This window comes from Rubripirellula reticaptiva (assembly GCF_007860175.1).
Lineage (GTDB): Bacteria > Planctomycetota > Planctomycetia > Pirellulales > Pirellulaceae > Rubripirellula > Rubripirellula reticaptiva.
Genome location: NZ_SJPX01000002.1, coordinates 922,987 through 938,439, shown reverse-complemented (window position 1 = coordinate 938,439; position 15,453 = coordinate 922,987). Strand labels below are relative to the sequence as shown.

9 protein-coding genes and 1 tRNA gene are annotated in these 15,453 nt (G+C 54.4%); 2 read left to right on the top strand and 8 right to left on the bottom strand.

The window, feature by feature from the left end; genetic code table 11:
• Positions 1–110: 110 nt before the first annotated feature.
• Complete coding sequence (locus tag Poly59_RS09720) at positions 111–1,373, bottom strand: prepilin peptidase (protein ID WP_146533865.1); 1,263 nt, start codon at positions 1,371–1,373, stop codon at positions 111–113.
• Between the two features lie 287 nt (positions 1,374–1,660).
• On the opposite strand from Poly59_RS09720, the gene Poly59_RS09715 reads away from it, so the two are divergent.
• A complete protein-coding gene (locus Poly59_RS09715) occupies positions 1,661–6,793 on the top strand; it encodes a DUF1549 domain-containing protein (RefSeq protein ID WP_146533864.1) in 5,133 nt (1,710 codons plus the stop codon).
• Between the two features lie 69 nt (positions 6,794–6,862).
• Positions 6,863–8,335 (top strand): DUF1501 domain-containing protein, encoded by a 1,473-nt coding sequence (locus Poly59_RS09710; RefSeq protein WP_146533863.1) that lies wholly within the window; start codon positions 6,863–6,865, stop codon positions 8,333–8,335.
• Positions 8,336–8,459: 124 nt separating this feature from the next.
• Here the strand turns inward: Poly59_RS09710 and Poly59_RS09705 are convergent, their stop codons facing one another.
• The 7 genes from Poly59_RS09705 to rpsF all read right to left on the bottom strand — a co-directional run bounded on the left by Poly59_RS09705 (position 8,460) and on the right by rpsF (position 15,439).
• The gene (locus Poly59_RS09705) at positions 8,460–9,521 is read right to left on the bottom strand and encodes an acyl-CoA desaturase (protein ID WP_146533862.1); all 1,062 of its coding nucleotides are present in this window, start codon (positions 9,519–9,521) and stop codon (positions 8,460–8,462) included.
• A gap of 245 nt (positions 9,522–9,766) precedes the next feature.
• Positions 9,767–10,102, bottom strand: coding sequence for a scaffolding protein (locus Poly59_RS09700; protein ID WP_146533861.1), 336 nt, complete (start codon positions 10,100–10,102; stop codon positions 9,767–9,769).
• Between the two features lie 148 nt (positions 10,103–10,250).
• Positions 10,251–12,923 carry a pyruvate, phosphate dikinase gene (gene ppdK, locus Poly59_RS09695; RefSeq protein ID WP_146533860.1) on the bottom strand — a complete coding sequence of 891 codons (2,673 nt, stop codon included), beginning with the start codon at positions 12,921–12,923 and terminating at the stop codon, positions 10,251–10,253.
• 400 nt (positions 12,924–13,323) lie between these two features.
• Positions 13,324–13,406, bottom strand: a tRNA-Leu gene (locus Poly59_RS09690).
• 306 nt (positions 13,407–13,712) lie between these two features.
• A complete protein-coding gene (rplI, locus tag Poly59_RS09685; RefSeq protein WP_146533859.1) occupies positions 13,713–14,249 on the bottom strand; it encodes a 50S ribosomal protein L9 in 537 nt (178 codons plus the stop codon).
• A 162-nt stretch (positions 14,250–14,411) separates the two neighbouring features.
• Complete coding sequence (gene ssb, locus Poly59_RS09680; protein WP_146533858.1) at positions 14,412–14,990, bottom strand: single-stranded DNA-binding protein; 579 nt, start codon at positions 14,988–14,990, stop codon at positions 14,412–14,414.
• Between the two features lie 32 nt (positions 14,991–15,022).
• The gene (rpsF, locus tag Poly59_RS09675; RefSeq protein ID WP_146533857.1) at positions 15,023–15,439 is read right to left on the bottom strand and encodes a 30S ribosomal protein S6; all 417 of its coding nucleotides are present in this window, start codon (positions 15,437–15,439) and stop codon (positions 15,023–15,025) included.
• Positions 15,440–15,453 lie beyond the last annotated feature (14 nt).

The following is a 15,453-nucleotide window of genomic DNA, read 5'->3' as shown; positions in this document are numbered from 1 at the left end:
CAGTTGATAGATGGGCCTAGCGGCAAGTCCATTGCGTCAAAACAACAGGCGTCCAATGACCCCGCGGATGGTGTCTTAGAGAGATCGCTACAAATTGCGCATGGCGATATTCATTCGCCATGAAACAAACGCATTTTTATGTGGCGCCAAACGAACAGCATGATACCCATCAATCCTAGCATTGCGATACATATCCACAACAACATGGGGCCGATCATGTTTAAATTGACGGCTAGCCAACGGTTGTAGACACGATCCCAATTCAAGACCGTCAGCATCGTTCCCGCGCACAGATAGGGGCCAAACGGCACCTGCGGGTCACGTGTGATCACGTATTGAATCAGCACAATCACGATGGCGGCGAACGGAGCCAGAAAGAACGCCGAGATCGCGCCTTGCCATCCGATGAACGCGCCGACCATTGCCATCAGCGTGACATCGCCAAATCCCATGGCTTCCACGTTCATTGCCGCCGACGCAATGATACGAATCGCCCAGACGACACCGCCGCCGGCGGCTAATCCTACAAGCGATGAAAACAGGCCCAGCCAGTGATCGCCGCCAATGTTCCAAACGACGCTGATCGCGATGGTTCCGGCGATCCACATGGCAACCAAAACTTTCCAAAGTCCGTCTCGAAAAAGGCCGGCGGTAAAATGCTGAATCGCTCGCGAGAATCCACGACGTTTCAGCAGCAAACCATTCCAGCGGCGATCGGCAAGCGCAAAGCACCACACCGACCAGATCGCTATCCCTGCACGAAGTCCGCTGATCCCCATCCAAGGGCCGTTTGCCAGGAACCAGGGGGAATCAAACGTGGTCGCTTTCAATGTCTCCGCAGCACCACCAACTGGAATTGCGGTTGGCAAAAAGATGTTTAGCGAGATCGCGCCGGCGATCAGCCCGATCCAGGTTCCCGGAATCGTGATGATGTCCGGAATCGTTTTCTCGTCAAAATCGATGAACGTGGCTGCAACCATCAGCGTCAAGAGAATGGCATGCGAGATGAACATCTTGCTGGCCCATGGTTCAAAACTCGCAACCGATTGTGGGAATCTGGCTTCGAAGGGCAACAGTCCGCCGGATTGAGCCTCGAACCAATAGAGAGCCGGCAGTGCAATCGCCATTGCCAGTTCGATCAGCAGCGGCCGCACCCAAAACCCACGGCCGTGGACGTCGGATTCGCGGCGAAGACCGAACCAACCCAAAAACGGGATGCGGTCAGACGGCTTACGCGGCGGTGCTTGGTCGTGGACAGCATTCCAAGGTGAGATAGGGCGAGGATCAAAGTACGCAAACGTGTAGATGATGTGGTTGGCTAGTGCTCCGGAAAGCAACCCGACAAAGGCCAAAATCATCATCCGAAGTTCCATCACAAATTGTTCCTGTGTTCTTGCTGGGCTGTGTTCTTGCAGCCAATGACGAGACGAGATGAGGAAACGCTCTAATCTCCGTATCGTAGCATCTGACTTGGCGACTGGTCGTAATGATTGACCGGGGGCCTTGTCCCCATTAGACTTTGCGACAGTGAAATAGCGCGACTTTGGTCGCGTTGCTCGCCCCCACCCGCCCCTTCTTGGGCAGACGGCCTGAAAACGCTCGGTACTCAGGTCGCTTTCGAATTGTCGGATTGCTACCTCGTCCGCAGGAGAATTTTTTGATGCGCCTGATCATTCGACGAAGGCTGGGCCCGACGCTTTGCCTGTTGGCGGCGTGTACGATCTCGGTTGCCCATGCCAGTGAGGTGGTCCCCGCTGAAGCTGCTGCGGCACCTGTCAGTTATGAACGCGATATCGAGCCGATCTTTAGTCGTGCCTGTCTGGGATGTCACCAGAACGCCAAGCAACTCGGATCGTATGTGATGACGGACTTTGTTTCGTTGATCGCCGGCGGCGAAACGGGCAATACTGCGGTCGTGCCAGGCAGACCAGACGAAAGCTATTTGATTGATCAGATCAAGATTGTCGATGGTCACGCCGAGATGCCTGACGAACCTTTTGAGCCGCTTAGTCAGGTCGAAATCGACACAATCACTCAGTGGATATCTGAAGGCGCGCGAAACGATTTATCGGAAAATGATGCGATACCCTACAGCAGCGAAAACCCACCGATTTATGCTGCCCCGCCGGCGATGCCATCGATCGATGTGTCGCCTGATGGGAAGCTAATCGCCGTTGCCGGGTACCACGAAGTCGTTTTGATCGATGGAGAGAGCGGCGATGTGGTGTCGCGATTGATTGGAATGAGTCCGCGTATCAATTCGGTTCGTTTTTCACCGGATGGAAAACGTATCGCTGCGGCGGGTGGCGATCCTGCGGTGCGGGGCGAATTGCAGGTGTGGGACGTCGGATCAAAACAACTGCTGTTGTCTCATCCGATCACTTACGACGCGATCAGTGGAGCCAGTTGGTCACCGGACGGATCGAAGATCGCTTTCGGAGCCTGTGACAATGTTGTCCGCGCCGTCGATGCGGCAACAGGTGAAGCCGTTTTGTTCCAGGGAGCCCATGATGATTGGGTGCGCGACACGGGATTCACGCCCGATGGCAAACATCTGATTTCGGTCGGCCGTGATATGTCATGCAAGCTAACCGAAGTCGAAACTGAACGGTTTGTGGACAACATCACATCGATCACGCCTGGCGCGTTATCGGGAGGACTAAGTCGTGTGGTGGTTCACCCGGTGCGAGATGAAATTCTGATCGGTGGTGCCGACGGGATCGCCAAGGTGTACCGAGTGTTTCGCGAAACTGCGCGAAAGATCGGCGACGACGCTAACCTGATCCTCTCGCTGCCAAAAATGCCGGGGCGAATTTTTTCGGTGGCAATCAGTGCTGATGCTTCACGATTGGCCGCCGCAGCCACGATTGACGGACACAGCGAGGTTCGCGTTTGGGAATATGACTTTGATGGAAAGGTCGCTAGCGAACACAAGAAGATCTTGGAAAAGGGAGTCGCCGATCGCAGCGTCGAAGAAACCAAGTTGGTGAATGAAAGCCGCCAAAAAGAAATCAAGGAGATCGCTCGCGTCGAGATTCCTGAAGCGGCCGTTTACGCGATCGCATTTGCACCCGATCAGTCTTTGTTGGTGACTGCGACGGACGGCCAAATTCGTCGTGTCGGGACCGATGGCAAAGTTGCAGCGACTTATTCACCGTTCAAGGTTACGCCAACGCTTGCCAATGCATCTGATCGTTTTGACGCGAAGGTGTGGAATGATGTCGTGAGTAGGCGGCACGAAAAAGCGGCCGAGGAAACGCCACCGCCCGCGGACAGCATTGAATCGATTGTGATCTCTCCCGATCAGATTCAGTTGGCGGGTGCTTATGACTACACTCAGTTAATTGTCACGGCAGTTGCGCCGGATGGTTCGGCAACCGATATCACACGCGTTTGTGACATCGGCGTGCCGGATTGGGTGACGTTGACGTCCGATGGGTTGGTGCGACCGGTTCGCGATGGAACGGGTGAGCTTTTGGTTCGCTACGGTGACAACACGAAAACGGTTTTGGTCTCTGCAGCGGGTATCAGCGGTGATGATGCTGGGCTGGGAGCCGTTGACTATGTCCGTGACGTGAATCCAGTCCTTAGCCGATTGGGCTGCAACAGTGGCACGTGTCATGGCGCTCAAAAGGGCAAGAATGGATTCCGATTGTCGCTTCGTGGATACGATCCGATCTTTGATCTGCGTGCTTTGGCCGATGACTTGTCGGCTCGCCGCATCAATGCGGCTGCGCCCGAAGCGTCGTTGATGCTTCGCAAACCGCTGGGCACCACGCCGCATCAAGGCGGCACGTTGATGACGGCGGGTGATCCCAATCACACCATCTTGCGACGATGGATTGCCGATGGCAGCAAGCTGGATCTGGACTCTCGAAAAGTGTCGCACATCGAGGTCTTCCCGATCAATCCAATCGTGCAGCGCACCGATGCCAAGCAACAGGTACGAGTCGTTGCTCACTATCCGGACGGTGTGACTCGCGACGTGACTCGCGAAGCGTTTATCGAAAGCGGCAATACCGAAGTCGCAACATCCAGCGCGACCGGAATGTTGTCGGCGGTTCGGCGAGGCGAGGCAGCCATTTTGGCGCGTTATGAAGGCGCCTACGCGGCAACGACGTTGACGGTGATGGGTGACCGTAGTGGCTATCAAGATTCGGCACCGGAAACGTGGAGTCGGATCGACGAGTTGGTCGTCGAGAAATGGCGGCGTGTTAAAGTTCAGGGCAGCGGTCTATGCGATGACGCGACTTACTTGCGACGCGTTCACTTGGACTTGACCGGATTGCCGCCAACAAGCGATCAGTTTCGTGCCTTCATGGCCGACAACGCGCCAACGCGAATCAAACGTGCACGCATCGTTGACGAATTGATTGGAAGCGAAGCGTACATCGATTTCTGGACCAACAAGTGGGCTGACCTGCTGCAGGTCAATCGAAAGTTTTTGGGCGTTGAAGGTAGCACGAAGTTCCGTGACTGGATTCGCCAGAGTGTGGCGACGAATAAGCCGTACGACCAATTTGCCGCCGAAGTGTTAACGGCAACTGGATCTAACAACGACAATCCACCGGCATCGTACTTCAAGACACTGCGTGTGCCCGAAGACACGATGGAGAACACGACGCATCTGTTTTTAGGTATCCGTTTCAATTGCAACAAATGCCATGACCATCCGTTTGAACGATGGACCCAAGACCAGTATTACGAGATGTCGGCGTTCTTTGCTCATGTCGGACTGGAACCCGACCCTACATCCGGTGCGCGGAAGATTGGCGGCACCGCGGTTGAAGGTGCGACGCCGCTGTTTGAAAAAGTAGTCGACAAGGACTCAGGCGATGTGTTGCATCCCCGTACTGGCAAGCCGGTCGAGCCAGGTTTCCCCTTCGAAGTACCGCATGATTCGAAAGCTGATTCGACCCGCCGGATGCAGTTGTCTGATTGGATCACGGACTCTGACAATCCGTACTTTGCACGCAGCTATGTCAATCGACTTTGGGGATACCTGTTGGGCGTCGGATTGATCGAACCGATCGATGACATTCGCGCTGGTAATCCGCCTACCAATCCAGAGCTGTTGGATCACTTGTCGAAGACATTTGTGGACAGCCATTTCGACGTCGCTCATATGTTGCGGACGATTTGCAACAGCCGAACGTATCAGTTGGATGTAGCAGTCAACCCTATGAACCAAGACGATCGGTTGAACTATTCGCACGCACTGCCCCGCCGGCTGCCGGCGGAAGTGATTTACGACTCCGTTCATTCGTTGACCGGATCGGTGTCCGATATCCCTGGTGTACCAGCTGGTACTCGTGCGGCGGCCCTTTCCGATTCAGGCGTTAAGTTGAACGATGGTTTCCTGCAAAATCTTGGTCGCCCCAGTCGTGAAAGTGCGTGCGAGTGTGAACGCAGCAGTGGGCTTCAGCTTGGTCCGGTCATGGCGTTGATCAGCGGCCCTACGATCGGTTCGGCGATCGCCGATCCGAAGAATGACCTTGCTTCGATGGTCAAGTCGCATCCCGACGATCGCGAATTGGTCAAGGAGTTGTTCATTCGTGCAATCGGACGTACGCCTACAGACAGCGAGTTCGCGGCTTACAACCAGGCGACGTCTTTGATCGGAACTGATCACCAAATGATCATGCAGCGTTTGGGGCTAGCGGAAAAGAGCTGGGCGACCGAGCGAGCAGAACTCGAAAAAGCTCGCGAATCAAAGCTGGCCGCAACGGCTGCGAAAATCGAGGCACGAATTGTTGAGATGCAACCCGAGCGGGAAAAACTAGAAGCGGAAAGGCTCTCTCGAATCAAGACTGCCCAGCAAAAATTCGAAGTCGCAAGTGCCAAGATTGATGAGATTGTCGCCAATTGGGCCAAACAGGTTGATGCATTAGTGGAATGGCATCCGCTAGCAGCGACCAAATTTTCATCGACAAATAAGTCGGTTTTGACGCCTCAGGACGACCGATCATTGGTCGCTAGCGGCGAAAAAGGGAAAGGGATTTACCGTGTCGGATTAGATACGAAGCTTTCCAGAATTACCGGATTTCGGATCGAGGCGATCGCCGAACCAAGCCTGCCCTCGGGCGGGCCTGGTCTGGGAGCGAACGGCAATTTTGTGCTGACTGAATTGACGATCAAGGCGGGGCCGTTGGGCGATGCTAAGAAGCAAGTGGATGTCAAAATCGAAAGTGGCGTCGCCGATTTTACTCAAGACGGTTTCGATATCAAAAAAGCGTTCGATGGCAAAACGAAAGACCAGAGCGGATGGGCGGTGGCTAATTCACTTGGCGTGACGCACTGGGCCACGTTCAAATTGGCTGAGCCGATTTCCTATGCCGGTGGAAGCTCGATCGAGTTCGAATTGCATCAGTTTCATAATGCCGTCGATCATCGTTTGGGGCGTTTTCGAATTAGCGCCACGACGGCCGAGGGTGAAATCCCGCTCGGTCAACCGGAATCGTTTGCCGCGATCTTAGCAACGCCAGCCGACCAACGTAGTGACAAATCACAAGCATTGTTGTCCAACTATGTGACCAAGACAGACGCCGGAATTCAGAAACTTGCAGATGCGTTGGCGGCAGCGAAAGCCATGGTTCCACCTGACAAACAACTTGTTTTACTGCAGGATCGCCAAGCTCAGCTAACCAAGCCAACGGCCGACATTGCATCGCTTGTCCAGTTGCGTTTGGATGCGGCCGAGAGTGCTAAGCAGCTTGATAACCTTCGTTTAACCGCCGCCGAAGATTTGACGTGGGCGCTGATCAATAGTCCCGCGTTCTTGTTCAACCACTGACCTTGCCTAAGTCTGTCAGGGCACGTCAGAGCCTGGCAGGGCATACTTTTGAAATCATGGAGACCTCGAATGTTGTCGTTTAAAGGCTTCGCTGCCAAAGACCTTTGCGATCCGCATTTGACGCCGACTCGGCGTTCGTTCTTGCGTGTCGGCGGTTGCGGAATGCTGGGGTTATCGTTGCCCGATATCTTGCGGATGCAATCGGCGGCGGCTTCCGAAGGAATCGTGGGCGGCGGGCCAGGATGGGGCAAGGCAAAAAGCATTATTCTGGTGTACTTGCAGGGCGGACCAAGCCACTTGGACCTGTGGGATCCTAAAGAGAATGTGCCTGACAACGTCGCCAGCATTTTCAAGCCAATCAGCACGAAGATTCCCGGTGTGAAGTTCACTGAAAACTTGCCGAAGCTGTCACAGATCAACGATCGCTTCACCATGATCCGGTCGATGTCGTACACGCCCAACGGTTTGTTCAATCACACCGCCGCGATCTATCAAATGATGACGGGGTACACCACTGATAAGGTCAGCCCATCGGGGCAACTTGAACCGCCATCGCCCAAGGACTTTCCCAACTTCGGCAGCAACATCGTCAAGATGCAGCCCGTCGATGAACCAATGTTGCCGTTCGTGATGTTGCCACGTCCGCTGCAGGAATCCAACGTGATTGGGAAAGGCGGTACGGCTGGATTCTTGGGTAAATCTTTTGATCCCTACACGCTGTATCCCAGTGGCGATGATTTGGACATGGGGAAAATGGACCGCATCAAAATTGACGATTTGAAGCTGCGTCCGGAAGTCTTCAGTGTCCGCCTGCAGCGTCGCGCCAAGCTTCGCGATTTGTTGAACGCACAAATGCCCGACATCAATCGCGCCGTCGAGTCGTTTGAGCTGGACCAATACTATGATCGTGCGTTGTCGCTAATCGTTTCCGGCCGAGCCCGTGACGCGTTCGAGTTAGCGGCTGAATCGGACGAGACACGTGATGCGTATGGCCGAAACACGTTTGGGCAAAGTTGCTTGCTGGCTCGTCGCTTGGTCGAGGCTGGGACGCGAGTCGTCGAGGTCATTTGGCCCAAGGTCGCCAACAGCGATAATCACTCGTGGGATCACCACACCGGACTTAGCAAACGAATGAAGGATCAATCGGCACCGATGCTCGACAGCGGTCTCTCGGCGTTGATCAAGGACTTGGACGATCGCGGAATGTTGGAAGAAACGTTGGTCGTGGCGGTGGGTGAATTTGGACGCAGTCCTCAACGTGGCGTCAGCACCAGCGGCAACAACAACAGTGACGACGGCCGCGATCACTGGCCTTATTGCTACACCGCCGTGATGGCGGGTGCCGGTGTCAAACGAGGCTACGTTCACGGCAAGAGTGACAAGACGGCGTCGGCGCCACTAGAGGATCCCGTTCACCCAGCCGAATTGTTGGCAACGATCTATCACAGTTTCGGTATCCAACCTGAAACGATCGTTTACAACCACTTGAACCAGCCTCGTGAATTGGTCAAAGCGAACGCGGTCACTCGGCTGATGGTGTAGTGAACCTCACGGATCTCCTCTGTTTAGTACTGCACCATTCATTTCCGTCGCGGCATCAAAAAACCCTGGCTGCGATTCGATCGCAACCAGGGTTTTGTCTTTGATGCACGTCAAGATTAACAGGCTAGCTTGCTAAGGCGGCTTCTTTGGCTTTCTTTTCGGCAGCGTTCTTGTAGTCGACCACGTCCCAGACCAAGCCGGTTGCTCGCAGCAATCGGATGGCTTGCCAAGTGATGTCGAATTCCCACCACTTGTGACCGTGCTTGGCCATACGAGGGTAAGCATGGTGATTGTTGTGCCAGCCTTCGCCGTATGCCAGGATCGCGACCAACCAATTGTTGCGACTGTCGTCGGTCGTTTCGTAGTTGCGATAGCCGAACATATGCGATGCGCTGTTAACCAACCAAGTTGAGTGCAACACACCGACCAAGCGAACGAACATGCCCCAAACGACAAGCGATGTCGCCATATAAAGGCTGTGACCGAATGCATAATAACCGACTGCGAACAGGATGACGCCCGTCAAAATGTGCAAAGGCAAGAACATGACGTCCAAGATTCGCATGCCACGTTCTTTGTACAAGTCAGGAACCCATCGCTGCAGATATGCTTTCCGGTCACCGTTGTGTGTGTGGAAAGCCAACCAAAAAATGTGGCTCCAGATGCTGCCGTCATGTGGCGAGTGAGGGTCCCCTTCGAGGTCGCTGAATGCGTGGTGCTTGCGGTGGTCGGCAACCCAGTCGAGTGCTGATCCTTCGCCGGCAAGTGTGCCGATAACGGCAAAGGTGTAACGAACCCAAGGCTTGGCTTTCATCCCTGTATGTGTCAGCAAACGGTGGAAGCCCAGGCAGATGCCAAGGCTGCCCGTCATCCAGTGCACGACGACCATGATGGCCAACCCGGTCCACGAGAAGTAGAACGGCGCGGCTAGAACGACCAAGTGAGCCATCGTGAGCCAACCAACGGCCCAGTAGCTGACGTTGCTGAAACGCTTTCGCTCGGCGACTGTTGGGTGAGCATGCTTGCTAATTTTCGGAGCCGCGGTGGTGTCCACCACTGGCTCAACCAGATTGGGTTGGTCCCAGATAGGCGTCTTTGTCGCTGAATCGGCTGCGGCCTTGCCAGTTGCAGCATCACTAGGACGCGATTTCTTATTCTTTGCTGGGGTTTCGATCACTGACGCCATTTGGCTGATTTCCTTTACAGAGTTGGCTTCCGGGCGGTCTTTGCCTTGAAGATGGCCAAAGTGTACTGAAAATTGTGTAAACACCATTGGCCTTGATGGGCCAACTTTGTAACAGCCATGTAAAAGTCTGGGGTTCTAGCTGCCAGTACCTTCAATGAAGTCGCAAACTACCGCACGGTGATGCCTGGAACCACCGAATATTTTTGCTTTCGGCCGCTTAGTACCCCCCCGAACTTAGTGGCGAATTAACCCTGTGAGATCGCTTGGGCCTTGGCCATCGCGTCTTCCGCCTTGGTGATGTATTCCTGGACTTGGGTGCCGGCCCAGGCTCGTTGGTAAGTCACGCTCAGAGCGGTGAAGTTGAACGAATCGGTCGGTTCAAGCTCGCATGCCTTTTCGCCGTGAGCAATCGCCAGGTTGTGTTGCCCGGTTTTGGTGTAGGCTCGCGATAGCGCCAAATGGGCCAGCACAAAGGTGTCATCAGCGGTGATGATTTCGTTGAGGCCGGCAATGGCTTCGTCGAACTGCTCAGCGTCGATCAGCTTTTCGACTTCGTTGTACTTGGTATAGGAATCGGTCATCGGATAGCTCGGGTTTGGTATTGGGAGATTTGGCTTTCGCAAACTTGCATGCCATGTAAAAAAGAAGGGGCCCGCGGAACACTTCCGCGGGCCCCTTCCCACTATTTTACAACTTGGCAAGTCATGTTTGCCAAGGGTGGCATTGAAACTACTTCTTGCCCTTGTTTCGCAGTGCCGACTGAGCAGCAGCCAACCGAGCGATCGGCACGCGGAACGGGCTACAGCTGACGTAGTCCAAGCCGACGCGGTGACAGAAGTCAATCGACGACGGATCACCACCGTGTTCGCCACAGATGCCAATCTTCAACTTAGGCTTGGTCGAACGGCCCTTTTGAACGCCCATTTCGACCAATTGGCCAACGCCGCTTTGATCGAGCGACTGGAACGGGTCGACATGCAGGATGTCTTGCGACAAGTAGTCGGGCAAGAACGTGTTGATGTCGTCACGGCTATAACCAAACGTCATTTGCGTCAGGTCATTGGTACCGAAGCTGAAGAAGTCAGCATGCTCGGCAATCTTGTCCGCTGTTAGAGCGGCGCGAGGGATTTCGATCATCGTGCCGATCAAGATGTCTAGCTTGCCGGTGAACTTCTTGGCTTCGACGGTGTCCTTGATCGTTTCTTCGACCTTGGCGCGAAGCATCGACAGTTCGGCTTCGGTGCCGACCAGCGGGATCATGATTTCCGGTTGAGCCTTGATCTTTTTGTTCGAGCAGGAGATCGCCGCTTCGACGATTGCACGAACTTGCATTTCAAGGATTTCGGGATAGGTCACGCTCAAACGGCAACCGCGGTGACCAAGCATCGGGTTGGATTCGTGCAATGCTTCGGCTCGCTTGACGATGTCGGCTGGCTTGACGCCCAACTCCTTAGCCATCGCTTTTTGAGCTTCCGGTTCGTGCGGCAAGAATTCGTGCAGCGGTGGGTCAAGCAAGCGAACCGTGACGGGCAATCCGTCCATCGCCTTGAAGATGCCTTCGAAGTCTTTGCGTTGGAAAGGAAGCAGTTTCTTGAGGGCTGCCTTACGATCCTTTTCGTTGTCGGCCAAAATCATTGCACGCATGTGAATGATTCGGTCAGCTTCAAAGAACATGTGCTCGGTACGGCAAAGGCCAATGCCTTCGGCGCCAAATTCGCGAGCTCGTTTCGAGTCGTTTGGCGAATCGGCGTTGGTGCGAATGCCAAGAGTCCGGAAACCGTCGGCCCAAGCCATCAATTTGGCGAAGTCACCCGACAGCTTTGGTTCTTGCGTTTCGACTTCGCCCGACATCACTTCGCCGGTCGTTCCGTCCAGGCTGATGATGTCTTTGCCAGTGAATGTACGACCGGCAACCTTGATCTTCTTGCCCTTTTCATCGATCTCGATCTCGCCAGCACCTGCGACGCAGCACTTGCCCCAACCGCGAGCCACAACGGCTGCGTGGCTGGTCATGCCGCCCGTGCTGGTCAAAATGCCGGCCGCAGCGTTCATGCCGTCGACGTCTTCGGGGCTGGTTTCTTTCCGTACCAAGATGACCTTCAGGCCGGCTTCGGCAGCTTCACGGGCTTCCGGGGCACTGAAGACCAACTTGCCAACCGCAGCACCTGGTGATGCTGGCAGGCCGCGGCACAGCACATCGGCAGCGTTGCGAGCGGTCGGCTTGAAGCTTGGTAGCAACAGCTGAGTCAAGTCGTTTGCTGGAACCCGCATGACGGCTTCCTTTTCGTCGATCAGCTTTTCTTTGACCATGTCGCAAGCGATCTTGACCGCCGCGACTCCGGTGCGTTTGCCGGTTCGGGTCTGCAGCATGTACAGCGTGCCACGTTCAATCGTGAACTCGATGTCCTGCATTTCCTTGTAGTGATCTTCGAGTGTCTTCTTGATCGCGAGCAGTTCCGAGTGGACTGCGCGATTCCACTTCGGCATTTCCGCAACTGGCTGCGGTGTGCGAATACCGGCGACGACGTCTTCGCCCTGTGCGTTGATCAAGAATTCGCCAAAGAACTTGTTCTCGCCTGTGTTCGGGTTGCGAGTGAATGCAACACCCGTTCCCGAATCGTCGCCCATGTTGCCATAGACCATTGATTGGACGTTGACGGCGGTACCAAGCAGTCCACGAATGCCTTCGATTTCGCGATAGCGAACTGCGCGGCTGGTGTTCCAGGAACCGAAAACCGCCATGATCGACAGTTCAAGTTGCTTGATCGGGTCCTGTGGGAAATCGCTTCCGTTGACCTTCTTGTAAAGACTCTTGTAGTCTTCGCAGAGTTGCTTCAGGCCTTCGGCAGGGACTTCAGTGTCCTCGCTGACTTTGTATTTCTTTTTGACCTTGTCGAACGCTGCTTCGAACGCGTGGTGGTCCATGCCCATCACAACGTCGCCGAACATGTTGATCAAACGACGATAAGCGTCGTACGCAAATCGTTCGTTCTTGGTGGCTTTTGCCAAACCTTCGGTAGCAGCGTCGTTGAGTCCCAGGTTCAGAATCGTGTTCATCATGCCGGGCATGCTGACTGCAGCACCGCTGCGAACGCTGACCAGCAACGGGTTCGCATCATCGCCAAACTTCTTGCCGAGTTCCTTTTCGAGCGTTTTGACGGCGGTGTTAACGTCATCCATCAAGCCGGCGGGTAGCTTTTTGCCGGACTTGTAATACGCATCACAGCACTCGGTTGTGATCGTAAATCCGGGAGGAACCGGAAGGCCGATCCGAGTCATTTCGGCAAGGTTGACACCTTTACCGCCAAGGATGCTCTTGGGCACGTTTTTGCCTTCGGTCTTGGTTTTACCGAAGTAGTAAACCATCTTCGAAGTTGAGTTGCCGTTTGCTTTTTTGGCCATCGATTTTTCTCTTGGGAAGCCGTAAGTCAGTGTGAATTCGGGGCGGAAGGAAGTACAGGAACAGCGTGCTTGAAACCAACCCCTTGATCGATTCCGCCCTTTGATCCGGAGGATCGCCAGGGCAAAAAAACGATGGTGAGGTGCCTCCGAAGAGGTCATCACGTGAAGCGACGAGTGGCCGCAGGATGATGAGAGGATGGCGTTGGCACCTCAGTCAGGTGACCTATTAGCCTAAAACACGTCATTTTTCGGCTAAATGTATTTGCGAGATGGCAAATGGTCAATGACAAGCGGTGCGAATTGGGCGGTCTTTCACGATCTATTTCAATCAAGTGCCAGTACAGTGGTCCGAAATTTCGGAAGAGAGATCCCAACGAATGGGATCTCGAGAGCATTCAAATAGGGCTGACAGGAATCGAACCTGCACTCCGTTAAGGAACTAGATCCTAAATCTAGCGCGTCTGCCAGTTCCGCCACAGCCCCGTATTTGAATCATCAGATGATCGTTCTGGCAAAATTTAAAACGATCGAGACACAAATGCCGGTCAAAAATATCAAAAATAAAAGGGTGACAGGAGCCTCAGGGGCAGTTGAGGCTCCTGTCACATCGCACCGGAACGTGGGGCACAGGTCCCGGGCGACTTTTCCAACTATGAACTTAGCAGGAATTCTAATTGATGGGAATATCGGTGAAATTCAGGCAACAGATGACGCAAATTTCAAGGATCACGTTTGTCTCCGAAGCTTTTCAAGCTTCAGCGACTTACGTGAGGAATTACGGGACCGCAGTTATGCGTTTCCGCTATCGCCAGTCACGGTTGGTACCACCCAAACCTTGACGCTGGCATCGACTTCGCTGTGCAAGTGAACCTTGACCGTGTAAAGCCCCAGTTCCTTCAGCGGGCCTTCCAGGCGAATTTGGTCGCTTGCCAATGTGAAGCCAGCACCCTTGAGCGAGTCGACGATTTCTTGTGGTCCGACGCTGCCGTATAGGTGGCCTTCGTCGTTCGCATTGGCTTCGATCGTAATCGATTGCTTGCCAAGTTCGTCGGCTTGCTTGCGGAATTCGCTTAGCTTTTCCAGTTCGATCGCACGCAGTTTCTCGCGGTGCTTATCGACCATTCGCTTGTGGTGATCGGTGGCTACCGTCGCCAAGCCTTGTGGCAGCAAAAAATTCAGTGCAAAACCCGACTTCACTTCGACGATGTCGCCTTGGCGACCTAGGTGTTCGACGTTGTGGATCAGAAGCAGTTGCACGCCACCATTGGGGCCTTTGGGCAATCGCTTGAAGGTTTGGTCACGTTTGCGGGGAGTTGAAGTTGGCATGTCAGAATCTCGAAATGATCGAACCGATGTTTCAGTTGGTAGGTTTGAATGTTGGGTTAGGGTCGGTTGGCAGGCCGGATGCAGCGAGTTGCTAGACGTTGCAAGGTGCTAGTTGTAGCGTGCCTCGGGCAGCCAAGCAGGGCAACCATACCGAAAAATAGTTCAGAACGGAATATCCGGTTCGTCGTAGCCGTCGCCATCACCGGTCGGTTGAGCCGACGGTCGGCCGGCTGACATTGGTTGTTGGCTTGGCGGGGCTGGGTTTTGAGAGGCAGGGGCTTCGTTAACTCGTTGGGTTTGGGCGGCTGGCCTAGCTGAGTTCTCGCTGTCGTGTCTTGGTGTGCTCTCTTGTCGTGTGCTGGCGGGGCGGCTTTGACCGCTGCTGGATTGACCACCAGCAGGTTGGTTGCCGACCTGTCCGCCAATCATCTGCATGCGGTCGCAGACAACTCTTAGCTTGCTTCGTTTTTGACCGTCTGTTTCCCAGGAGTCGAGTTTTAGGCGTCCCTCGACAAAGATCGGTGATCCCTTGCCTAGGTACTCGCTCGCCACTTCGGCCGTTCGCCCCCAGAAAGTAATGTCGACGAAGGTTGTTTCTTCGACCCACTCACCGCTGGCAGACTTACGTCGATCGTTGACCGCGATCGCGTTGTCCATCACCGCTGTACCGCCAGGTGTATACCTCAACTCGATTTCTCGGGTCAGGTTCCCCATCAACATTACGCGGTTGTAACTGGCCATCGTTTGATCTCGATTAACTGGCTGCTGCAGCCCTACGCGTCGGCGGTTTCTACTTCATCTGATTCGTCATCTACAGTTTCTTCCTCGGCGGTCTCTGCCGATGCCGAAACGCGGATGGATTCACCGCGAGCGTTCGCCAAAATAGGCTCGATCAACCGTGGTTCCAACTTCAGCGTCAGTTGGCGCAGGACAGGTTCGCAAAGGTGGAACGCGCGGTCAATTTTGACCAAGTTCGGCCCTTCCATTTCGAAGTAGGCCAACCAATAGGTGCCTTTCTGGTGCTTCGCAATGGGGTATGCCAGCTTTTGCTCCATCCACAAGCGGCTGACCAGGACGTCGCCGCCAGCTTCGGTGATGATGTCGCTGATCTGTTGAGCAACGGTGCCCGGATCGCGAGCGTACATGTTGCTGTCAAGGATCAGCAGCGTTTCGTAGGTGTTCTTAGCCACAGTTGGTCAATCTC